The organism is Nonomuraea sp. NPDC049486 (assembly GCF_040676925.1).
GTDB lineage: Bacteria > Actinomycetota > Actinomycetes > Streptosporangiales > Streptosporangiaceae > Nonomuraea > Nonomuraea ferruginea.
The window spans coordinates 226,849-247,455 of sequence record NZ_JBFAPV010000010.1; the positions used below are offsets into that span (position 1 = coordinate 226,849).

The 20,607-nt window shown below is 72.3% G+C and carries 24 protein-coding genes; 13 read left to right on the plus strand and 11 right to left on the minus strand.

Features of this window, described 5'->3' with window-relative positions:
- Both AB0K05_RS28220 and AB0K05_RS28225 read right to left on the minus strand, forming a co-directional pair.
- On the minus strand, positions 1–1,573 hold a 1,573-nt coding region (locus AB0K05_RS28220; RefSeq protein WP_364232979.1), incomplete at its 3' end, for a fatty acid--CoA ligase family protein.
- A 7-nt stretch (positions 1,574–1,580) separates the two neighbouring features.
- Positions 1,581–2,168 carry a biotin transporter BioY gene (locus AB0K05_RS28225; RefSeq protein WP_364232981.1) on the minus strand — a complete coding sequence of 196 codons (588 nt, stop codon included), beginning with the start codon at positions 2,166–2,168 and terminating at the stop codon, positions 1,581–1,583.
- Positions 2,169–2,345: 177 nt separating this feature from the next.
- On the opposite strand from AB0K05_RS28225, the gene AB0K05_RS28230 reads away from it, so the two are divergent.
- Positions 2,346–2,978 carry a DedA family protein gene (locus AB0K05_RS28230; RefSeq protein ID WP_364232983.1) on the plus strand — a complete coding sequence of 211 codons (633 nt, stop codon included), beginning with the start codon at positions 2,346–2,348 and terminating at the stop codon, positions 2,976–2,978.
- A gap of 6 nt (positions 2,979–2,984) precedes the next feature.
- Here AB0K05_RS28230 and AB0K05_RS28235 read toward each other — a convergent pair whose 3' ends face one another.
- Positions 2,985–3,587 carry an alpha/beta hydrolase gene (locus AB0K05_RS28235; RefSeq protein ID WP_364232986.1) on the minus strand — a complete coding sequence of 201 codons (603 nt, stop codon included), beginning with the start codon at positions 3,585–3,587 and terminating at the stop codon, positions 2,985–2,987.
- A 69-nt stretch (positions 3,588–3,656) separates the two neighbouring features.
- Here AB0K05_RS28235 and AB0K05_RS28240 point away from each other — a divergent pair, with 69 nt between their 5' ends.
- Positions 3,657–4,850 carry a hypothetical protein gene (locus AB0K05_RS28240; RefSeq protein WP_364232989.1) on the plus strand — a complete coding sequence of 398 codons (1,194 nt, stop codon included), beginning with the start codon at positions 3,657–3,659 and terminating at the stop codon, positions 4,848–4,850.
- Positions 4,851–4,859: 9 nt separating this feature from the next.
- Here AB0K05_RS28240 and AB0K05_RS28245 read toward each other — a convergent pair whose 3' ends face one another.
- The 3 genes from AB0K05_RS28245 to AB0K05_RS28255 all read right to left on the minus strand — a co-directional run bounded on the left by AB0K05_RS28245 (position 4,860) and on the right by AB0K05_RS28255 (position 9,577).
- The gene (locus AB0K05_RS28245) at positions 4,860–5,228 is read right to left on the minus strand and encodes a hypothetical protein (RefSeq protein ID WP_364232990.1); all 369 of its coding nucleotides are present in this window, start codon (positions 5,226–5,228) and stop codon (positions 4,860–4,862) included.
- 85 nt (positions 5,229–5,313) lie between these two features.
- The gene (locus AB0K05_RS28250; RefSeq protein WP_364232992.1) at positions 5,314–8,766 is read right to left on the minus strand and encodes a tetratricopeptide repeat protein; all 3,453 of its coding nucleotides are present in this window, start codon (positions 8,764–8,766) and stop codon (positions 5,314–5,316) included.
- Positions 8,767–8,884: 118 nt separating this feature from the next.
- Entirely contained in the window at positions 8,885–9,577 is a 693-nt protein-coding gene (locus tag AB0K05_RS28255; RefSeq protein ID WP_148036648.1) for a response regulator transcription factor, read from the minus strand.
- Between the two features lie 175 nt (positions 9,578–9,752).
- Between AB0K05_RS28255 and AB0K05_RS28260 the strand changes: the two genes are divergently transcribed.
- The 9 genes from AB0K05_RS28260 to AB0K05_RS28300 all read left to right on the plus strand — a co-directional run bounded on the left by AB0K05_RS28260 (position 9,753) and on the right by AB0K05_RS28300 (position 14,320).
- Positions 9,753–10,004, plus strand: a complete 252-nt coding sequence (locus AB0K05_RS28260; protein ID WP_271275211.1) for a MoaD/ThiS family protein — start codon at positions 9,753–9,755, stop codon at positions 10,002–10,004.
- A 65-nt stretch (positions 10,005–10,069) separates the two neighbouring features.
- A complete protein-coding gene (locus AB0K05_RS28265) occupies positions 10,070–10,735 on the plus strand; it encodes a DUF2993 domain-containing protein (protein WP_271275212.1) in 666 nt (221 codons plus the stop codon).
- A gap of 37 nt (positions 10,736–10,772) precedes the next feature.
- The gene (locus tag AB0K05_RS28270) at positions 10,773–11,285 is read left to right on the plus strand and encodes a sigma-70 family RNA polymerase sigma factor (RefSeq protein ID WP_148036651.1); all 513 of its coding nucleotides are present in this window, start codon (positions 10,773–10,775) and stop codon (positions 11,283–11,285) included.
- Positions 11,282–12,127, plus strand: coding sequence for a zf-HC2 domain-containing protein (locus AB0K05_RS28275; RefSeq protein ID WP_364232995.1), 846 nt, complete (start codon positions 11,282–11,284; stop codon positions 12,125–12,127). Before AB0K05_RS28270 ends, AB0K05_RS28275 begins: the two co-directional genes overlap by 4 nt.
- A gap of 28 nt (positions 12,128–12,155) precedes the next feature.
- Positions 12,156–12,596 (plus strand): thioredoxin family protein, encoded by a 441-nt coding sequence (locus AB0K05_RS28280; RefSeq protein ID WP_219546141.1) that lies wholly within the window; start codon positions 12,156–12,158, stop codon positions 12,594–12,596.
- A 32-nt stretch (positions 12,597–12,628) separates the two neighbouring features.
- Entirely contained in the window at positions 12,629–12,712 is an 84-nt protein-coding gene (locus AB0K05_RS28285; RefSeq protein WP_350668905.1) for a putative leader peptide, read from the plus strand.
- 62 nt (positions 12,713–12,774) lie between these two features.
- Positions 12,775–13,188 carry a DUF4395 domain-containing protein gene (locus AB0K05_RS28290; protein WP_219546142.1) on the plus strand — a complete coding sequence of 138 codons (414 nt, stop codon included), beginning with the start codon at positions 12,775–12,777 and terminating at the stop codon, positions 13,186–13,188.
- Positions 13,185–14,024 carry a sulfurtransferase gene (locus AB0K05_RS28295; RefSeq protein ID WP_219546143.1) on the plus strand — a complete coding sequence of 280 codons (840 nt, stop codon included), beginning with the start codon at positions 13,185–13,187 and terminating at the stop codon, positions 14,022–14,024. Before AB0K05_RS28290 ends, AB0K05_RS28295 begins: the two co-directional genes overlap by 4 nt.
- A complete protein-coding gene (locus tag AB0K05_RS28300; protein WP_148036656.1) occupies positions 14,021–14,320 on the plus strand; it encodes a DUF1416 domain-containing protein in 300 nt (99 codons plus the stop codon). The genes AB0K05_RS28295 and AB0K05_RS28300 overlap by 4 nt, the downstream gene beginning before the upstream one ends.
- A gap of 84 nt (positions 14,321–14,404) precedes the next feature.
- On the opposite strand, the gene AB0K05_RS28305 is transcribed toward AB0K05_RS28300, so the two are convergent.
- Positions 14,405–14,839, minus strand: coding sequence for a hypothetical protein (locus AB0K05_RS28305; RefSeq protein ID WP_271275214.1), 435 nt, complete (start codon positions 14,837–14,839; stop codon positions 14,405–14,407).
- A 135-nt stretch (positions 14,840–14,974) separates the two neighbouring features.
- On the opposite strand from AB0K05_RS28305, the gene AB0K05_RS28310 reads away from it, so the two are divergent.
- The gene (locus AB0K05_RS28310; RefSeq protein ID WP_364233000.1) at positions 14,975–15,778 is read left to right on the plus strand and encodes a helix-turn-helix transcriptional regulator; all 804 of its coding nucleotides are present in this window, start codon (positions 14,975–14,977) and stop codon (positions 15,776–15,778) included.
- Here the strand turns inward: AB0K05_RS28310 and AB0K05_RS28315 are convergent.
- Positions 15,753–16,301, minus strand: a complete 549-nt coding sequence (locus tag AB0K05_RS28315) for an XRE family transcriptional regulator (protein WP_364233003.1) — start codon at positions 16,299–16,301, stop codon at positions 15,753–15,755. The genes AB0K05_RS28310 and AB0K05_RS28315 overlap by 26 nt on opposite strands.
- Positions 16,302–16,406: 105 nt before the next feature.
- Here AB0K05_RS28315 and AB0K05_RS28320 point away from each other — a divergent pair, with 105 nt between their 5' ends.
- A complete protein-coding gene (locus AB0K05_RS28320; protein WP_364233005.1) occupies positions 16,407–17,708 on the plus strand; it encodes a hypothetical protein in 1,302 nt (433 codons plus the stop codon).
- Here the strand turns inward: AB0K05_RS28320 and AB0K05_RS28325 are convergent.
- The 3 genes from AB0K05_RS28325 to AB0K05_RS28335 form a co-directional block, all read right to left on the minus strand.
- Positions 17,695–18,252: a hypothetical protein gene (locus tag AB0K05_RS28325; protein WP_364233008.1), complete on the minus strand. Its 558-nt coding sequence runs from the start codon at positions 18,250–18,252 to the stop codon at positions 17,695–17,697. The two genes, AB0K05_RS28320 and AB0K05_RS28325, sit on opposite strands and share 14 nt — an antisense overlap.
- A 1,009-nt stretch (positions 18,253–19,261) precedes the next feature.
- Positions 19,262–19,897 (minus strand): hypothetical protein, encoded by a 636-nt coding sequence (locus AB0K05_RS28330; protein WP_219546149.1) that lies wholly within the window; start codon positions 19,895–19,897, stop codon positions 19,262–19,264.
- A complete protein-coding gene (locus AB0K05_RS28335) occupies positions 19,894–20,553 on the minus strand; it encodes a hypothetical protein (protein ID WP_271278945.1) in 660 nt (219 codons plus the stop codon). Before AB0K05_RS28335 ends, AB0K05_RS28330 begins: the two co-directional genes overlap by 4 nt.
- Between the last annotated feature and the right edge of the window lie 54 nt (positions 20,554–20,607).

Below are 20,607 nucleotides of genomic sequence, written 5' to 3' on the forward strand. Positions count from 1 at the left end.
ATGGGAGTCTCCGCAGGTCGGGGTCGGTGGTGGTCAGGCGGGCCGCTACCTGGGCGCGGGCGGGCTTGCCGGTCGGGGTGCGGGGGAGGTCGGTGATCGCGTACCAGCGGCGGGGGCGCTGGGCGGCGGCCAGGCCGTCGCGTGCCACCTTCTCCAGGGTGGTCCTGGACGGGAGCGGGCCGGCGCCGGCCTCGACCACGGCGGTCACGACCGCTCCCAGCTCGGGGTGCGGGGAACCGACGACCACGACGTCACCCACGCCGGGCGCGCGCCGGAGCACCTCCTCGACGTCCTCGGGTACCACCGTCGCGCCGCCGGTCTGGATCGCGCCGTCGCCACGGCCGCGCAGGCGCAGCGGCTCTCCCGGCGTGTACGGATCGGCGAGGTCGCCGACGCTCATCCACTTGTCCTCGGCCTTGAGCGGGCCCGCCACGCCGCCCAGATAGCCCTCGGCCAGCCAGGGGGAGCGCGCCCACACCTCGCCCAGCGGCGGCCTGACCTCGATCTCCACCCCGGGGAACGGCCGCAGTCCGCCGCCGTCGGCGTCCACGGCCACGAAGGACAACTCAGTGGCGCCGTAGTAGGCGACCACCCGCACGTCCCCGGCGCGTTCCCGCACCTCAGGCGGGAGCGCGGCCCCGCCCACCACGACGACCCGTAGGGGCGCGTCCTCGGGCAGGGCGTCCAACAGCCGTGGCAGCAGGTGCGGCACCACGTGCACCGCCGTCGCCCACCGCGCCAGCTCCGGCAGCGACCCCGGCGCCCACCGGCCGGGAGCCAGCACCGTCGCGCCCACGGCCAGGGCGTGCACGGCCGCGAACCCGTACAGGGAAGACGTCAGCGGCCCCGGGACCAGCACCACATCATCCGCGCCGATCCCGGTGATCTCGCTCACCGGCCCGAACGACCCCGTCCACGACTCCCGCGTACGGACGACGGCACGAGGCCGCCCGGTGCTCCCCGAACTGAAACACGCCCACGCCAGATCACCAGGCGACGGCGCGAACCCTCCTCTGAAGGGCAAGGACCGGGTGACCGAACCCGCCGAGCCGACCCCGGCGAGGTGGGTCTGTGCGCCCGGGCCCATCGGTCCGGCCCCGACGGGCGAGGGCTGGGTGTTGGGGTGGGTTGGGTCGGCCCCGACGGGCGAGGGCTGGGTGTTCGGGTCGGTCGGACCGGTGGTGAGCAGGGTCTCGATGAGGAGGTCCGCTGGGATGCCATCGCGCAGTGTCGGTTCGTACAGCAGTGGTGTGGCCCCCGTCAGGTCGGCGGCCAGGATGGCGATCAGTTGCTCGACGGGGTCACGCAGGCAGATGCCCACGACCGGCGCCCTCGTCCGGGCAGCCGCCGTGATGGCGCGCCCGTCCGCCGGGGTCGGGGAGAGCGCCGGTGGGGTGTCCCGGGCCGCGGCCGGAGCAGCGATCGGCCGGGGGAGGGCGGCCGTGAGGGACGCCGCCTCTTCCAGCGCGCGACGGGCCAGGGCGCCGTACGTGATGTCGCCGTACGGGCCGGAGACCGCGACCCGGTCGGGGTGGATGGAGGCGTGCCGGATGACCTGTGCTGCGACTGGCATGCCCCGGTCAGCCCTCCTCGCCGGATCTCGGACGCTTGTGGACGGTGGGGATCGCGCCCGGGTAGGCGCGCTGCACCCCTCGCGCGATCCACGAGGCCAGCACCGCCTTGGCCAGGTCGCCCGGCACGAAGGTCAGGGTGAACAGGGCCGCGCCGCCCAGCGTGAGATCACCGAAGATCGCGTACACCGGGATGCCGCACAGGTAGATGACCCCGATGCCGCCGACCAGGCACGCTACCAGCAGCCGGACCATGCTCGGGCTGCGCCCTCCGCGCTCCGCGATCCACCCGGTGACGAACGCGCCCGGCAGCCACCCGATCAGGAACCCCGCGGACGGCTGGGTGAAGACGCCGAGCCCGCCCCGGCCCCCGGCCAGGAGCGGCAGCCCCACCGCCACCAGCGCGAGCAGCACCAGCACCGCCAGCGCCCCCCGCCGCGAGCCGAGTATCAGCCCGGCGAGCATGACCCCCAGGGTCTGAGCCGTGACGGGCACCAGGCCGCCGAAGAGGCTCACCCCAGGAACCAGCCCCAGCACCGCGATCAGCGCGGCGAAGACGGCCACCCGGGCGACGTCTGCAGGGGAGAACCACTTCATCGCTCCTCCTCGATTGTGTGTGCGGATTCGATCCCACACCACGGGGTGGGATTCACGCATGGAGGGTTGCCACAACGTTCCCCGCCGAGGAATGTCTCAGATGGATGGCCGAGAGACGGACCGGGAGGAATACGCGCCTGCGTACGGGAAGAGACTACGTGCGACGAAGGGACGAGGATGACTTCCAGCGGTCTGGGCGGAATCGTCGAGTGGGTCACCGGTCTCATGGAGACGCTCGGCGCGCCCGGCGCGGGCATCGCGGTCGCGCTGGAGAACCTGTTCCCGCCGATCCCGAGCGAGGTCATCCTGCCGCTGGCCGGGTTCACGGTGAGCAGGGGCGGGCTGGTGTTCTGGCACGTCCTGCTGTGGACCACGATCGGCTCGGTGGTGGGCGCGCTCGCGCTCTACGCGATCGGGGCGCTGCTGGGCAGGCGGCGGGTGCACGCGCTGTACGCGAGGGTGCCGCTGCTCAAGCCGGAGGACGTGGACAAGAGCGAGCAGTGGTTCGCCAGGCACGGCCGCAAGACGGTGTTCTTCGGGCGGATGGTGCCGCTGTTCAGGAGCCTGATCTCGATCCCGGCCGGCTTCGAGCGGATGCCGCTGCCCACGTTCGTGCTGCTCACCGCGGTGGGCAGCTTCATCTGGAACACCGCGCTCGTGACCGCCGGCTACTTCCTGGGCCGGCAGTGGTCGATCGTCGAGACGTACGTCGGGATCTTCACGTACGTGGTGATCGGCCTGGTCGTGCTGGCCGTCGGCGTGTTCGTCTGGAAGCGGCTGTCGGAGCGCCGCGGCGCCCGGCAGAACTGACGCGGGTCACGTGAAGTGGGTGACGAACCAGGAGCCGGTCAGGTCGGCGACCTGGTCCAGGGCTCCGGGCTCCTCGAACAGGTGGGTGGCGCCGGGCACGATCTCCAGGCGGCTCTCGCCGCCCAGCTCCCGCTGGGCCTCCCGGTTCAGTTCGAGCACCTGCTCGTCGTGGCCGCCCACGATGAGCAGCGTCGGCGCCCGTACGGAAGCGAGACGCGGGCCCGCGAGATCCGGACGGCCGCCCCGTGAGACGATCGCGGCCACGTCGGCGTCCGGCTCGGCCGCGGCGCTGAGGGCGGCGGCGGCGCCGGTGCTCGCGCCGAAGTAGCCGAGCGGCAAGTTCGCCGCGGCCGACTGCTCCCGCACCCGCTCCGTCGCCGTCAGCAGCCTGCCGGCCAGCAGTTCGATGTCGAACACGTTGGCCCGGTCGTACTCCTCCTCCGGCGTCAGCAGGTCGAACAGCAGGGTGCCCAGCCCGGCCTCGTTCAGCGCGGCGGCCACGTACCTGTTGCGCGGGCTGCGGCCGCTGCTGCCGCTGCCGTGCGCGAACAGCACCACGCCGCGCGCCCCGTCCGGCACCACCAGCTGACCTGAAAGTTCGGCGTCCATCCTCACCACCTCCACTCAAGCAGGGTGTCTACCCAGCTCACGCGGGTGTCTTCCTGCGACGATGCCGGGATGGGGGAGCGATCGAGGCAGGGGCTGCCGCCGTTCGAGCGGATCTCCAGGCAGAGCAGGCTGATCCTGGAGCGCGCTCGCAGCCTGGGACTGCCCGGATGGCTGCGCGCCGAGCGTGAGCCGCTGCTCCAGGGGATCAAGCTGACGGCCGCGTGCGTGCTCGCCTGGTGGCTGGTGGCCCGGGTGCTGCAGGACAGGATGCCGGTGCTGGGGGCGATCGGGGTGCTGCTCACGTTCTCGGCCACCGCCTACGGCACGGTCGTGCGCGGGGTGCAGCAGGTCGGGGCCGTCACGGTCGGGCTCTTCGGGGCCGGTGGGCTGATCCTCCTGCTCGGCATCAACGGGATCACGCTCGCCATCCTGGTCGCGGGCGGGCTGGTGGTGACCCGGCTGCTCAACCTGCCCAAGCAGAACGTGCAGATCCCGATCACCGCCCTGCTGGTGTTCGCGCTGGGCGCCCAGTACAGCCTGGAGCGCCTGGTCGACCTGCTGCTGGGCGCCGTCATCGGCATCCTGGCCAACCTGGTCGTGCTCCCGCCCCGGTACGTGGAGGAGGCGCGCAGGGAGATGGCCGAGCTGGCCGGTGACCTGTCGTCGCTGTCCGCCGCCATGGGCAAGGGTGTGCGCGGCGCGTGGGGTGAGGACGAGGCGAGAAGCTGGCTGGAGCGGTCCCGCGAGGTGGACGCGCGCCTGCGGGAGAGCCAGGAGGTGGCCGAGCAGGCCGCCGAGTCGGTCCGGCTGGTGCCGCTCCGGCGGCGACGGCAGGACGAGCAACTCGACCAGGTGGCCGAGGCCATGACCTGCCTCGACCACGCGGGCCTGCAACTGCGCGGCATCGCCAGGTCGCTCACCGACCTGGCGGCCGGGGTGCGCGGGCTGCCCGCGGACGACGTCCACCGGGTGCCCGCGGCGCTCGGCGACGAACTGCTGGCCATCTCCAAGGCCTTCGCCGCGTTCGGCCGGCTCCAGCTCGGCCGGGGCAGCGTGCGCGACCTCGGCCGGCTGCGGACCGCGCTGCGCGAGAGCGGCGAGCACCAGGTGCTGGTCGCCGAGCGCGTCCCCGACACCGAGAACGTCCAGCTGTGGTCGTTGCACGGGGCGATGCTGGACCAGTGCGCGACCATCAGGCACGAGCTCGACCCGGAGAACGGGCCGCACCAGGCGGCGTTCCCCGCCTGGCTCATCCCCGGCTGACGGTCCCGGTCAGGTCATGACCAGCACGGTGACGAACTGCAGCACGTGCCAGGCCACGTAGGCGCCCGCCGCGATGAACGCCCACTCCTTGGCCCTGGAGACGCGGGTGACGCGGCGCAGCACCTCGACCGGCTCCCGCCGCGCCCGCGCGGACCTGGCCAGGAAGTACGCCGACGTGAACCAGGCCGCGCCCGACACCGCCAGCAGCCCCGCCGACAGCAGGAACAGCAGCTCCGGCTCGGGCATCGCGTCGCCCGGGGCGAGCTGGCGGGTCCACGCGGCCGTCACCAGGGTGAGGACCAGGACGGTGATCCGCCTGTCCCCGCGCGCCTGTCGCCTCAACCACCGCAGGTCTCGACGCAGATGGTTCTTGAGCATCCGGATCACCTCCGCTGTCCGTGGCCGGTGAGACCAGTTGAACGCCGGTGACCTGATCAGATCTGCGACCTCCCCCGGGCGGAATTCACGACATTCGTCGGAGTTCCTGGGCGGCCTTTCGCGCCTCGACCACGTCGCCCACCTCGTCGAGGGTGCGCACCGCCTCTCCCAGATGCGCCACGGCGGCCGCGACGTCGCCCCGCCGCCACGCGATCAGGCCGAGCGCCCGCAGCGCGCAGCCCAGGTCGCGGCGGGTGCCGCAGGCGTGGTGGACCTCCCTGGCTCGCGCCGCGTGCACGTACGCCTCCTCGGGCCGGTTCAGGTCGAGCAGGATCATGGCGAGCGTGGTGAGCGCCGCGCCCCAGCGGTCGCGCGTACCGGTCTCGTGCAGCAGCTCGACGGTCTGGCGCGCGTACGCCAGCGCGGGGGACGGGCGGCCCGCGGTGTGCAGCGCCAGCGCGATCGACAGCAGCGCGCTGGCCTTGTCGTCGCGCATCTCCTCCCTGATCTCCAGCGACCGCCTGGCCGCGCGGAGCGCGTCGTGGTGCCGGCCCAGCGACAGGTACGTGTTCGCGAGCGTCTCCTGGACGTCGGCCTCGGCCCTGCGGCCGCCGGCGGCCTGCACGATGTCCAGCGCCTCCAGCGCGTACACGAACGCCACCTGCGACTGGCCCTGCCTGCGCCGCACCCGGGCCAGCCGGTTCAGCATGCGCGCCTCCATGGGCAGGTCGCGGATCACCCGGCTGATGGTCAGCGCCTGGGTGAGGTACTCGTCGGCGCGCAGGTAGTCGGCCAGCCGCCAGTGCACCAGCCCGATGTCGCCGAGCGTCTCGGCCTTGCCCTGCTCGTGGTGGAGCTCGACCTGTACGGCCAGCGCCTGCTCGAAGTGGGCCAGCGCCTCGTCGTACCGGGAGCCGTTGCGCGCGATGCGGCCCAGCGCGCACAGCGCCCGGCCCGAGCCGTGCTGGTCGCCGGTGGCGGTGTAGCCGGCCAGGGCCCGCTCCGCGTCGCGCCGGGCGTCGTGCGGCAGCCGGAGCGTGTCGTACACCTCGGCCAGGCAGAGCAGCGTCTCGGCCTCGGCGTGCTCGTCGCCCAGCTCGTGGCAGATCGACAGCGCCTCCAGCCCTTCCGACAGCGCGGCGTTCGGCTCGCCGAGGCTCTGCTGCACCCGGGCCAGCATGATCAGGCTCTGCGCGGTGCCGCGCCGGTCGCCCAGCTCCTCCCGTACCTCCAGCGCCTGGCCGGCGTGGTGGAGCGCCGGCTCGTGCCGTCCCTGGGACAGGTGGAGGCGGGACAGCGCGTGCAGGCTGTCGGCCACCCCGGCCAGGTCGCCGATCTCCTGGTAGCCGCAGAGCGCCTCGTCCGCCGCCTTCAGCGCGTCCTCCAGGTTGCCCGCGATGCCGTGCACCTCGGCCAGGTCGATGAGCGCGCGGGCGCGGCCCTCCCGGTCGCCGAGCGTGGCGAAGTCGGCCAGCGCCTCGCCGATGTAGCGGGCCGCCCGGGTGGACGGGCCGATGTCGCGGTGGATCGAGCCCAGATGGCTGCGCATCAGCGCGACGGCCCGCCGGTTGCCGATCCGCTGCGCGCACTCCAGCCCCGCCTGCTGGATCTCCAGGTTGTTCTCGTAGTACCGCAGCCGCCTGAACGGCTCGAACACGGCGTGCGCGAGCTGCCAGGCGATCCCGTACGCGCCGCTCTCCTCGGCGGTGCGCACCACCGACACCAGGGCCCGCCGTTCGGCCTCGAACCACTCGCCCGGCGTGCCCGGCTCCGTGGCGGTCATCAGGTAGTGGTCGAGCAGCCGTACCCTGGCTTCCCGCACGCCCGCCTCGGCGTGCCTGCCCAGCTCCCTGGCCAGCCGCTTGACCAGGTCGTGCACCCGGTAGCGGGAGCCGGGCAGCGGCTCGACCAGATACGCCCGGTGCAGCCCGGCCAGTGACGCCAGCGCCTCCGGCACCGGCACGCCGAGCGCCGCGGCCAGCACCTCGGGCGTGAAAGGGCCGCCGGGCAGCAGCCCGATGTGCCGGAAGGCACGCCGCTGCGCCGGGCCGAGCGACTCGTACGCCAGATCCAGCGCCGACCCGAAGGCCTGCTCCGGGTCGCCGGGGAACCGCTGCTGCCGCTCCGGGCGGCGCAGCTCCTGCACCCGGGAGGCGACGCTCAGCTCGGGGTTCTCGGCGAGCTTGGCGGCCGAGATGCGCAGCGCGAACGGATGGTACGAGCACACCCGTGCCAGCTCGGCCAGCCCGTCGCGGTCGGCCGCCCGGGGAGAGTCCTCACCCAGCAGCCCGACCAGCAGCGCCACCGCGTTGCCCGGGTCGAGGACGTGCAGGTCCATCAGGTCCGCCTGGCCGGTGGCGCGCAGCGGCGCCATCCTGGTCCGGCTGGTCACCAGCACCACGCAGTCCTTGCCGCCGGGCAGCAGCGTGCGCACCTGGGCCGGGTCGGCGGCGTTGTCCAGGATGAGCAGCAGCCTGCGCCCGGTGATCCGGCTGCGGTAGAGCAGCATCAGCTCGGCCTCGTCGGCGGCCGGCATGTGCTCGCCGACGCCGAGCGAGCGCAGGATCTGGCCGAGCGCCTCCGCCGTGGTCATCGGGGGCTGGGCGGGCGACTGGCCGCGCAGGTCGATGACGATCTGCCCGTCGGGGAACCGGCCGGCGTGCAGGTGCGCCCAGTGGGTGACCAGCGCCGTCTTGCCGACGCCCGGCAGGCCCTGGATCACCATCGTGTTCGTCCTGCGGGTCCGCTCCAGCCATTCGGTGAGCAGGTCCAGGCTCTGCTGCCGCCCGGTGAAGTCGGGCACGTCCGCGGGGAGCTGCGCGGGACGGGGCACCTCGGCGGCGGGCAGCGGCTCGGCCGGCGCGCCCGGCCCGGTGAGGAACGGGGTGATCCGGCCCTCCCACGGCACGGCCACATGCTCCCAGTCGCCGGCCAGCGTCCGCATCGCGGCCGGGTCGGCGACGCGTAACCGGCGGTAGCCGGGACGCACCAGCCAGCCGCGCCGTACCCACTGGGCGAGGGTCCGCTGCACCACGTCGGGCACGCTGCCGACCAGGTCGGCCAGCGTCTCCATGGACAGCGGCGGGGCCGACTCGGAGGCCAGCCCGTAGCGGGCGTCCAGGTTGAGCAGCCACACGGCCAGCCGGGTCGCCACCGGGGCCCTGGCCAGCGCCTCGTGCCCGCGCGCCGCCACGTTCCTGGCGAACAGCTCCTGCACCAGCGCGGTCGCCACGGCCGTGCTGGACGCGGCGTGCTCACGCAGCCGCCGCATGTCGATCGGCCAGGCGCGCACCTCGGTCAGCGCGTCGACCTTCACCCGCTCCCCGGGGTGCCAGAACGCCGGCTCGCCCACCAGGTCGCCGCCGGACCGCAGGTCGTGCACGATCTCGCGGTCGCCGCCGGGGAGGTACTCCCTGGCGTAGCCGTGCTCGATCAGGTAGACGCGGCCGGTGGGCCGGAGCGGGGAGCACAGCCATTCACCGCGCCGGTAGACCCGGGCGCGGGCGTTCTCCTCGACGAGGGATCGGAACACGTTCACCGGCACCACCCATCTCGGGACGGCGGTGTCCGCGGCATGACAGCACGACCCAGGTCGGGGGCAGACCTGTCAGGACAGTCCAACCCGGGGAAAGGGCCCTGTCAACCGGAGGGGGCGATCAGACGGTCGCGGTGTCGGCCCGGTCGGGAACGAAGCGGTAGCCGACGTTGCGGACCGTGCCGATGAGCGACTCGTACTCGGTGCCGAGCTTGGCCCGCAGCCGCCGCACGTGCACGTCGACGGTCCTGGTGCCGCCGAAGTAGTCGTAGCCCCAGACCTCCTGCAGCAGCTGGGCGCGGGTGAACACCCGGCCGGGGTGCTGCGCGAGGTATTTCAGCAGCTCGAACTCCTTGAACGTCAGGTCGAGCACTCTGCCCCGCAGCCGCGCGGTGTAGGTGGCCTCGTCGATGGACAGGTCACCGCTGCGGATCTCGTCGGGCACGTCCTCGCCGGAAGCCTGGGAGATGCGGCCGATGGCCATGCGCAGCCGTGCCTCCACCTCCGCCGGGCCCGCCTTGTCGAGCAGGACGTCGTCGACTCCCCACTCCGCCGTCATCGCGGCCAGCCCGCCCTCGGTGACGATCACCATCAGGGGGCAGTCGACGCCGGTGGTGCGGATCAGCCGGCACAGGCTCTTGGCCTGCACGAGCTCTTTGCGCGCGTCGACGATCACGGCGTCCGACGGAGGCGCGTCGAGGAGGGCGGACGCCTCCGCGGGGGCCACGCGGACCGAGTGGAGCAGCAGCCCCAGAGCCGGGAGCACCTCCGCGGACGGCTCGAGCGCGTTGGTGAGCAGAAGCAGGTTGCTCATGGCGGCCTCCTCGAACAAGTAAGGACCCGGGGGCTACGTCGCCCGAGTCCTGTAGGCGAGGATATCCCAGGAGCAAGTCGCGTCCATTGAGCGTCCGGCAGGTGAACGACGCATCGCATGAAACAACCAGGTTAACAGGAACGCACAATGGTGGAGAAGGATCGGTGAGACAGCCATGGCCTCGGGAAAAGTGCGTTATTGGGCGGCGGCGAAGGCGGCGGCAGGTGTGGCCGAAGAGGAGTTCGAGGCGGTCACACTGGGCGAACTCATGACGAAAATCACAGCAGATCGCGCCGAACTCGCCCGTGTGGTCAGCAGATCGTCATTTCTGATCGACGGTTCTCCCGTCGGTAAAAGACCCCATGGCGAGGTCGAACTCTCCGACGGCGTGACCGTGGAGGTGCTGCCGCCGTTCGCCGGCGGGTGATCCGCCCGTCTCGCGGGGAATGGAGCCGATAAGCTTCTTGACCCCCGCCCGAGACAGGGAGTGCGATGCGCAAGCTGCTCGTTTTCCTGATCCTGCTGATCATCCTCCTCGCCGTGCTCGACCGGGTGGCGGTCGCGGGCGTGCAGCGCGACCTCGCCAACAGGATCGCCGCCGCCGCCGACGTGCGGGGCACCCCGGAGGTGGAGATCACCGGCATCCCCTTCCTGACCCAGGCGATCTCCGGCCACTACCAGGAGGTCCGCTTCGACCTCGGCACCCTGCGTTACGGCGGGGTGCCGATCGAGGGTCTCAAGGGAGCCGCGTACGACGTGACCGCGCCGCTCGCCGACCTCCTCCAGAACCGCGCCGACATCCGGGCCGGGCGGGTCGCCGTCACCGGCACGCTGACGGACGCGACCATCGACAGGTTCGCCCCGCAGGGCGTGAAGGTCAGCGGCAAGGGCGACCGGTTCGTCGCCTCGGGCGAGCTGGCGGTGGGCGCGCAGAAGGTGAAGTTCACCGCGGAGATGAAGGTCGAGATGACCGACGAGGGCATCCGGCTGCAGGCGGAGAAGATCGAGGGGGTGCCCGCCCAGCTCGCCCGGTTCGTGACCTACACGATCCCGTTCCAGGGGAAGCTGCCCTTCGACGTGAAGGTGACCGAGGTCAAGAGCGTGTCCGGAGGTCTGCGGATCTCCGCCGAAGCGTCTGACGTGCCGCTCCGTGGATGAGCGTGAACCGTCCCGCCCTCTCGTACGTGATGAGGGGGTGAGCTCAGCTGGCACCGCCGACGAGGAACTCGTGAGGACCCTGTTCGACGAGCACGCCGGGCCACTGTACGGATACGTGCTGCGACTGACGGGCGACTCGGGACGGGCGGAGGACGTGGTGCAGGAGACGCTGCTGCGGGCGTGGCGGCATCCCGGCGCACTGGAGGGCCGCCCGATCCGCGCCTGGCTGTTCACCGTGGCCCGCAACCTCGTCGTCGACCAGCACCGCGCCCGCCGGGCGCGGCCCCCCGAGACGGGCGACGAGGCGCTGGCGGTGCTGCCGGCCGACGACGAGCTGGAGCGCGCGGTCGAGTCGTGGGCCGTGGCCGAGGCGTTAGCCGCGCTGCGGCCCGAGCACCGCGAGGTGCTCATGGAGGTCTACTACCGGGGGCGATCGGTGAAGGAGGCGTCGGCGAAACTGGGCATCCCGGCGGGCACGGTCAAGTCGCGCACCTACTACGCGCTGCGGGCGCTCAAGCTCGCGCTGGAAGAGCGGGGGCTGGCGCCATGACGACGTGTGAGGAGGTCCGGCTGGCGCTCGGCGCGCACGCGCTCGGCGCGCTCGACCCGCAGGAGGCCGAGGAGATCGACCTCCACCTGGCCACCTGCGAGGAGTGCGGCGGCGAGCTGGAGGAGCTGGCGGGCGTCGCCGGGTTCCTGGGCAAGGTGTCCGAGCGCGACGTCGAGCTGGTCGCCAGCCCGCCGCGGCGGGTGCTCGAACGGCTGCTCACCGACCGCGCCAGGCGGCGCAGGCGGGGCCGCGCGCTCATGGCCGTCGCGGCCGCGGCGGCGGTGGTGGGCGTGGGCGGCGTCGTGTGGTCCGCCATGCCCGGCGAGGCTCCGACGGCCGCCTCGGCGCCGGCCGCCGAGCGGGCCAGCCAGTTCAGCGCCGGCGAGGGCGACGCCGCCCAGTCGGAGCTCGCCGAGGACAACAGCGCCGAGGACAACAGCGCAGAGGCGCAGGACAGCGAGAAGCTCACCACCCGGCAGGAGTCCTCACCGGCGCCTTCGGACTCGCGCGCGCCCGCCCCGCTGCGCTCCCCGCTGGGACGCGCGTTCACCGGCGCCGACGCCGGCTACCGGGCGACCGTGACCGCCGCGCCCGACGGCCGCCGCACGGATCTGATGGTGCAGGTCGAAGGGATCCCGCCCGGCACGGAGTGCAGGCTCGTGGTCGTCGCCGCCGACGGCTCCCGCGAACGGACCGAGCCGTGGCAGGTCACCCGCGAGATGTACGAGGACAACGCGGTCTTCCGGCACGAGACGCGCACCGCGATGGCCGACATCGCCGCGTTCGAGATCACCGATGCCGGCGGCGAGGTGCTGGTGCGGATCCCGGTGACGGGGAAGTAATCCGCGGGGCCGGTGGTTGCACCGGGAGATGACCGGAGTGTGGATCGCGCTGGCCACGCTGGCGCTCGGAGCGGCGATCGGGGTGATCAGGCTGCGCGCCGACGGACGCCTGCGCGACCGTGATCCCGGCGACCGGCTGGGAGCCGGCGAGCTGGGCGCGGAGCTGGGGGAGCGGGCCACGCTCGTGCAGTTCTCCACCGCCTTCTGCCAGCCGTGCCGCGCGACGCGCCGGATCCTCGCCGACGTGAGCGCGCTGGTCCCCGGCGTGGCGCACGTGGAGATCGACGCCGAGTCCAGGCTCGACCTCGTACGGCGGCTCGACGTGCTGCGCACCCCGACCGTCTTCGTGCTCGACGGCCGGGGAGCCATCGTGCGCAAGGCGTCAGGGCAGCCCAGGAAGGCCGACGTGCTGAACGCGCTCGCCGCGGTCGTGTCTCACGACCCGTCTCACAAGCCGGACGACATGTGACAGATGTCGAGACGCCGAGTAGTCTTCTCGGCATGAACCCATCGACAGAGCTGCTGACGAAGCGGCGCGCGGTTGATTTCTGCCGCGTCGCGACCGCGCTCTGTCGCGCTGCCTGAGGACGGTCTCGCGCGGACTTCCGATCCGCCTCTTCCCGACCCCCTTGCAGGAGCATCCCACGATGCGTGCCGATCCCAGAGCGCTGCGCTTCGGCGCGGCCATGACCACTCTGATCCTCCTCCTCGTCCTGGTGACGGGCAGCGCCTGGCTGCTCGCCGCCCAGGCCGTGGTGTTCGCGTTCGGCATCGCGGGCAGATCACCGTACGGGATGCTTTTCGGGGCGTTCGTCAGGAGCGCCCCTAAGGAGACCGAAGACTCCCGCCCGCCGCGTTTCGCGCAGGGGGTGGGGCTGGTCTTCGCGGTCGCGGGGCTGGCCGGATTCGCCACCGGGATCATGTCGCTGGCCCTCGTGGCCACGGCCGCGGCCCTCCTCGCCGCATTCCTCAACGCAGCCTTCGGATTCTGCCTTGGCTGCGAAATGTATCTGCTGATCCGCCGTATATTGCCCGCCGCCAACATGGAGGTACCACAATGAGCCGCTCCGCCGTCCTGGTGGATGCCGACTGGGTCGAGGCCAACCTCGACACCCCTGGTGTCGTCTACGTCGAGGTCGACGAAGACACCAGCGCCTACGACAAGGGCCACATCCGTGGCGCAGTGAAGATCGATTGGCGGCAGGACCTGCAGGACCCGGTCCGCCGCGACTTCGTCGACAGGACCGGTTTCGAGGCGCTGCTCTCCGACCGCGGCATCGCCAACGACGACACCGTGATCCTCTACGGCGGCAACAACAACTGGTTCGCGGCCTACGCCTACTGGTACTTCAAGCTGTACGGCCACGAGAACGTCAAGCTTCTCGACGGTGGCCGCAAGAAGTGGGAGCTGGAGTCCCGCGAGCTGGTCACCGACGTGCCGGAGCGTGCCAAGACCCAGTACGTCGTCGCCCAGGAGAACACGTCCATCCGCGCCTTCCGCGACGACGTGGTCGCCGCGATCGGCAAGCTCAACCTGGTCGACGTCCGCTCGCCCGACGAGTTCACCGGCAAGCTGATCGCCCCCGCCCACCTGCCGCAGGAGTCGGCGCAGCGCGGCGGCCACGTGCCGACCGCCCGCAGCATCCCGTGGTCCAAGGCGGCCAACGACGACGGCACCTTCAAGTCCGACGACGAGCTGCGCACCCTCTACACCGAGGCGGGCGTCGACTTCGGCAAGGACACCATCGCCTACTGCCGCATCGGCGAGCGTTCCGCCCACACCTGGTTCGTCCTGCACGAGCTGCTCGACCAGGAGAACGTGAAGAACTACGACGGTTCGTGGACCGAATACGGCTCGCTCGTGGGCGTGCCGATCGAGCTGGGGGAGGCCCGATGAGCGCGCAGGGTTGCGGAGCGCCGGAGCAGACCATCGCGCTGCCGGCCGGGATCGATCTGTCCAACCAGGCGGTGATCCAGGGCAGGGTCACCGGCGTCGGTACCGCCTACGCGCGGCTGCTCGACCACACCGGCGAGTTCACCGGTGAGGTCGTGGTGTCCGACGAGGGAGTGTTCCGCTTCTTCGCCGGCCCCGGCGACTGGACCGTACGCATCATCGCGGGCGGCGGCGTCACCCGCGACGTCCAGGTGAGCGCCAAGCTCGGTGAGGTGTCCGAGCTGGCCGTCGCCGTCTGATCGTCGATCGCCAAGGGGCCCGCGTCCTTCCCGGACGCGGGCCCTTCGCGTGCGGCCGGGCCGGACTCCCGCGCGGCCGCCCGTTCACTCCGTCCGGGCGCGCCGGAGCCCGAGGAACTCCAGCCCCGCGTACACCGCCACCACCGCGGCCCCGGTCAGCATGAAAGCCACGCCCAGGCCGCTGAGCGGAATCGCCCCGGTCAGCACCAGGGCCACGAGAGCCACGCACGACAGCGCGTTGCCCGCGACGACCAGCGCCACGTACCGCACGGGGATCCGGGGGTAGCCGGCGATCAGGCCGAGCGCGGCGGCGCCGCCGAGCATGGCCACGCCGAACGGCACCGACCAGGCGGGCGGCAGCCCGAACCAGCCGGAGAACGGCCGCCACGCGGCGAGCAGGACCACGCCGAAGACGGCGGTGCTCCAGCCGTCGATCCGCAGGATCACGCGGAGCCGTTCCGCCGCCGCGCCGCCGACCGTGGTACGCCGGGCGACCTCCGCCCCTGTCGCCGTGCTCATACCGGTCACTCCTCCCCCTCGGGTCCGCCCCCGGAAGGGCCTGTCCGGAACGACCATGTCACCGCCCGGATCACGGTCTCAATAACCTCCGAGGTCATGGCGGCGCCCACCTGGTGACGGCCTAGGCTCCTCCGCATGGACACACGACAGCCGTCACCGGCGGGGACGCTCCTGCGCGAGTGGCGTAGCCGTCGCAGGCTCAGCCAGCTCGACCTCTCGCTCCTGGCCGACACCTCCGCCCGGCACCTGTCGTACCTGGAGACCGGCCGCGCGAAGCCGAGCCGGGCGATGCTGCTGCGCCTGTCGGCCGCGCTGGACATACCGCTCAGGGAACGCAACACCCTGCTGCTCGCCGCCGGCTACGCCCCCGCGTACCGGGAGAGCAGCCTCGACGACGGCTACATGGCGTCGGTCCGGTCGGCGCTGGAGACCATGCTGACCGCGCACGAGCCGTACCCGGCGGTCGTGGTGGACCGGCTGTGGAACGTGGTGCAGGGCAACCGCGCCATGGCCGTCCTCATGGAGGGCGTCCCGGCACACCTGCTGGAGCCGTGCCCGAACGTCTTCCGGCTGGCGTTGCACCCCGAAGGGCTCGCTTCGCGGCTGTCCAACCTGGGCGAGGTGCGCGAGCTGTTCCTGGACCGGCTGCTGCGCCAGGTCAACGCCACCGGCGACGCCGACCTGCGGGCCCTGTACGAGGAGGTGTCCCGCTATCCCGGGCCCGGCGGCGACGAGCCCGGCGGCTCACACCACCGGCCGAGCCCGATCCAGGTGCCGCTGCGCTTCCGCACGCCGTTCGGCGAGCTGGCGATGTTCAGCACCATGGCCACGTTCGGCGCCCCCGCCGACGTGACGCTGTCGGAGCTGGCGATCGAGCTGTTCTACCCGCTGGACGACTTCACCGCCGCGGCTCTCAGAGCTTGGCCGGATAGCGCATGAGCAGGGTGGCGTGGACGACGTCGGCGTCCGTCGCGTGGTAGACGTGCGGGACGTCCGAGCGCCACGAGATGTGCTCGCCCGGCCCCGCGGTCAGCGGGGCGTCCAGGGGCCCGGCCGCCAGGGTGCCGCTGAAGACCGTGACATGTTCCGTCGTCCCCTCCAGGTGGGCAGGTGAGTTCTGGGTGATCCCCGGAGGGACGCGCAGCCGGTAGAGCTCGTACGTGACGTGATCGTCCTCGAAGAGCTCCATCAGCGCCGCCTCCACGGCGGTGCCGCGGACGTTCCGGGGCTCGGGCGGGGAGTCGAGTATCGCCCCGATGGGCACGCCGAGCTGGGCGGTGATGGCCCAGAGCGTCTCCAGAGTGGGGTTGCGGGTGCCGGTCTCGACGCCGGAGAGCGTGGCCTTGCCGATGCTCGCCCGCCTGGCGAGCTCCGACAGCGAGACCCCGCGCGCCTGGCGCAGCTGCCGCACCCGCTGCCCGATCACGCGCGGATCGGTGTCCGGCGCGGGCCGCGAGTCCATGGAGCCATGATGCATCTCCGGGCCCGCGACCGCGCCTGGCTTCACGGTGACCGGTTGCCCGGATGCGGCTGCGGCAGGTTGTGGCATCCCGCTACCATTCCACCGATGTCCGGAACGTCTGGTGTGATGGCGCCGCCACGGCCCGGCCCCGCACCGGGCCGGCGGATGCCGTCGCCGTTCTCACTGCCCATGCACACCCTGCGGCTCGCGGGGAAGTGCGCGCTGCCCCTCATCCTCTGGTTCTCCGCCGGCGAACTGGTCCGCTACGTGCTGCTGTACGCGGGCACGGAGGTCGCCTACGGGGACTTCCGCCAGCTCCGCCTGGTCGCCGTGATGACGATCCTCACGCTGGTCGTGCTGGCCGCGATGACCGTCACCACCGGCATGCTCCACAGCATGCGCGGCGCGCTCTGGGAGGTACGGGCGCGGGCCGCCGACGGGGTCGAGGACGAGCGGTTCTTCCGTACGCTCGACCGGATGGCCCCCGCGTTCGCGGTCCTCTACCTCGCCTGGGGCTTCCACACCGAGGACGCGCGCGACTTCCAGCAGATGGACCTGCTGCACCACTTCTACGACATGACCGAGGCCCAGTGGTTCGGCGAGGAGACCCACGTCGGCATGAGCCTCGCCGACCTCGACTGGCGGGTGTCACTCGGCGCGATGGCGGTCACGTTCCTGCTGAAGACGCTCTTCGCCAAGCTGGTGGAGAAGGGCAAGGGCCGGTTCTACGGGTTCGCCGCCGCCTTCTCCGAGTTCGGCTTCGTCTTCTACGGGCTGAACGCGACGGTGGCCTTCGCCGACGCCCGCGCCGAGTGGACGGACAGCCGCGCGGTCGTCGCCGGCACCAGGCAGGCGCTGGCCGACGCCAAGGAGACGGTCCCGGCCTGGGACGCGTTCACCGAGGCGTTCGGCGCCTTCTGGCCGCTGTTCCTGGACGCGGTGGCGGTCCCGCTGGCCTGGCTCACCGTGGCCATGCTCGTCTTCGGCGCCTTCTCCGACGAGGCGCGCACCCTGGTCAGGGGCACCCGCCTGGAGAAGGGCGTGGACCGGCTGGAAAGCAGCCACGAGATCACCCAGAAGTCGTTCCAGCACGTCACCAGCGGTTTCACCGACCGCTGGCTGCCGCTGGCCAACTCCCTGCGGATGATCGTCAGGGGTGGCGCCCCGCTGTTCGGCATGATGTGCCTGTGCTACGTGGCCTTGACCGTGGGGTCCCGCTACGGCGACCGCGCGGTCCGCACCCTCATCGGCTCCGAGGCCGACTGGGCCTGGATGTACCTGGGCGCGCCGGTCGGCTTCGTCCGCGACCTGCTGGTGACCACGCTGACCATGGCGCTCCTGGCGGCCACCTTCGACATCGCCGCCACCCGCGCCCGGCTCCGCGGCGAGCCGCTCAACGCTTCCTGAACGTCAGCTCGACCAGGTTGTCGATCCTGACCGCCTCCGAGTCCTTCTTGAACAGGTCGTCGATGGGGGTGTCCGAGCGGTACGAGCTCGGCCTGAAGGAGAGCTCCACCTCGTCCTTCACCTCGGTGGGCACCACGGCGACGCCCTGGATCCGATACTCCTGGCCCACCACCAGCCGGTCGGTCGGCCGGTCGCCCGGGATCAGCTCCACCACCCAGGTGCGGCCCGCCCGGTCGGTCAGCTCGAGATCCGTGGGCTCGGCCACCATGGTCGCGCTGTCCTCGTCGAGGACCTTCTTCCTGATGTCGATCGCGAGCCAGGTGACCTCCGGGCCGTGCTTGTTGTCCTTCGGCGGGTCGGTGGGGGCGACGGCGGCCTTGAACTCCGTCTTGTAGACCTCGTACGAGCCACCGGCCGGGACCGTCACCTGCTTCGGGTACAGCCCTCTCGTGGTGACGGACTCGTAGAACTGGTAGCCGTCGAACGCGGTGGCGGCGGTGGCGAGCAGGGACGCCACGACAGCGCCCACGGCGACGAACACCATCCGCTTCCTCCGCGACCGCGCGCCCCCCTTTCCGGAGGCAGCCCCTCCGGCCCCGGAGACGCTCTCACCGGCCCCGCCGGTTTTCGCGGCGATCGCGCCCATCCCCAGGGCGGCCGTGTCGGAGGGCCGGCCGATCCCTGAGGCGGTCTCCGCGCCGAGTCCCCCCATCCCCAGGGCCGCGTCGGGGCCGGGCGCGGGGTGGAGTCCGCCGGTTTCCGCGGCGGGCCGGCGCTCCGGTGGGCTCGCTTCGGGTGCGGCGGGTCGGGGGGCCGGGGGGCTCGCTTCGGGCACGGCCGGTCCGAGGGCGGGTTTCCCGGGGGGCGGGAAGGGCCGGGGCAGGGGTTTGTCGGCTCGTACCGCCGGGATGGGCTGGGTGGCGCCCATGGGGTTGCGGCGCGGGACGGGGGGCCAGACCTGCTGGTCGGGGGGCATGGGGCGGCTCCGGCCAGGGAGCGTGCCGGGGGTCGTGGGCGGCCCTCCCTGGGCGCCTTGCCCGTGCGGGCCTTGAGGCCAGCCCGGAGGGGGCGCGGGACTCTGAGGGGGCGCCTGCCCAGCCTGAGGTTGTCCCGGCCGCGCCTGGCGTCGCGGCCGCGCAGGTCGGCCCGTGGGGGAGCGTTGTCCGGCCGAGGGCTGCTGGTCAGGGCGGGCCGGATGGCCGGCGGGGGGCTGCCGGTCAGGATGGGCCGGATGGCCGGTGGCGGGGTGCTGCTCGGCGGCCTGCTGATCCGGGTACGGCCGGCCGGCACCGTCCGGATATGTGGGCCGGCCCGAGCCGTCCGGGTACGTGGGCCCGCCCGCGCCGGGCTGTCCCGGATCTCCGTGATGCGGGGGTTGACCAGGAGGTGCCGCGTGCCGGGGGCGGGAGGGCCGTTCCGGATCGTACGGCGGGTCGTCCTGTTCCGGCGGGATCTGGTCGTACGGGCCGGGGGAGGGCGGGGTGTCGGGTTCCTGCGGGCGCCGGTGGTCCTTCCTGGGAGCGAACCAGTCGCGTTCGTTGCTCATCGGCAGATCACTTCTCGGCGGTGGAGTAGACGTCCTGGGCGGAGCCGACGAGCTTGCGCGCCGCCGCCTCGTCCAGCGCGAGGTCGATCTCGGCCTCCGGCTGGTACGGCTCGACCAGCGCCGTCGGCGGCAGCCCGACGACCAGCCGGGCGCCGGCGAGCACGGAGGCGGGCACCTCGAAGAAGTACGACCCCCCGGCCCAGATGTCGGGCTGCACCCACTTGGCGCTGGCCGTGGCCGAACTGTCGATCCGGTCGGTGGCGGAGAACTTCTTGCCGTCGGCGGTCAGCAGCACGGCCGGCCCGAGCTTGTACGGCTTGAGCTTGGACTTGGCGGAGACGTCGACGACGAGGAACAGGCGGTCCGTCTTGAGCGTGTCGGAGAGGTGCCGGATGCTCTTGGCCGCGGTGACCGAGTTGAGCCGGACGACGAACCGGGTGGCGTCGACGTTCTCGCCCTTGCCGCCGAGGTAGGTCAGCGGGGCGGAGTACTCGTTGTGGCTGAGGTCCAGCGACTGCAGGCCGATCGCCGCGCCCAGGAGCACGAGCCCGACGGCGGCGTTGAGCAGCCGCGACCCGCCCCGCCGCCCGGAGCGCCGGCCGGGGGCCTCGGGAGCCTCGGGGCGCCGGGCGGTGGCGGTCACGCCGAGCCTCCGGTCTTGACGGGGAGCGTCACCTTGGCCTGGACGGTCGGCACCCACTTCTCGCCCGCCTGCTCGGTGATCATCTGCCACCGGACGGTCTCGTCCTGGAAGCCGGGCTCGTACGCGAAAGCCGCCACGTCGAGCGTCATCTGCTCGGGCGGCCGCTCGCCCGCGTCGAGCCGGTAGCGCACGACGACCTTGGTCGTCGTGCCCGGATGGAGCTGGTTCGTCTGGTCTTCCCCGGCCAGCGCGAAGGTGAACGGCCCCTTGCCCTCCTTGATCGCCGGCGTGATCCTGACCAGGGAGTTGGCGAAGGAGGAGCCGAACCCGGCCTGATCGGGCTTGGCGGGCGGCATGCCGACGCTCATGGTCTCGTCGCCCAGGTTGGTGACGTCGAAGACCATCTCCACGAACCGCTTGTCTTCTTCGAAGGTCAGCTCGCCCTTCTCCACCGTCACCCGCGCCTCGACGAACCTGGTGGAGTAGAGCCCCTGGTCGAGGACCGCGCCCTGGCTGAGGGTCTTGGGCGGCACCTCGACCTCCTCCAGCCCGCCGAGCAGCGCGACGATGCCGACGACGGTCACGGTCAGCAGGGCGATGACGGGCACCACGACCGGGCGTCTGTGTTCGCTGCTGCCGGCGGGCGCTTCCGTCATGGCTAGTGATGGTAATAGGTCAACCTTGTCCCACTCACCCCATTGCGCCCATCA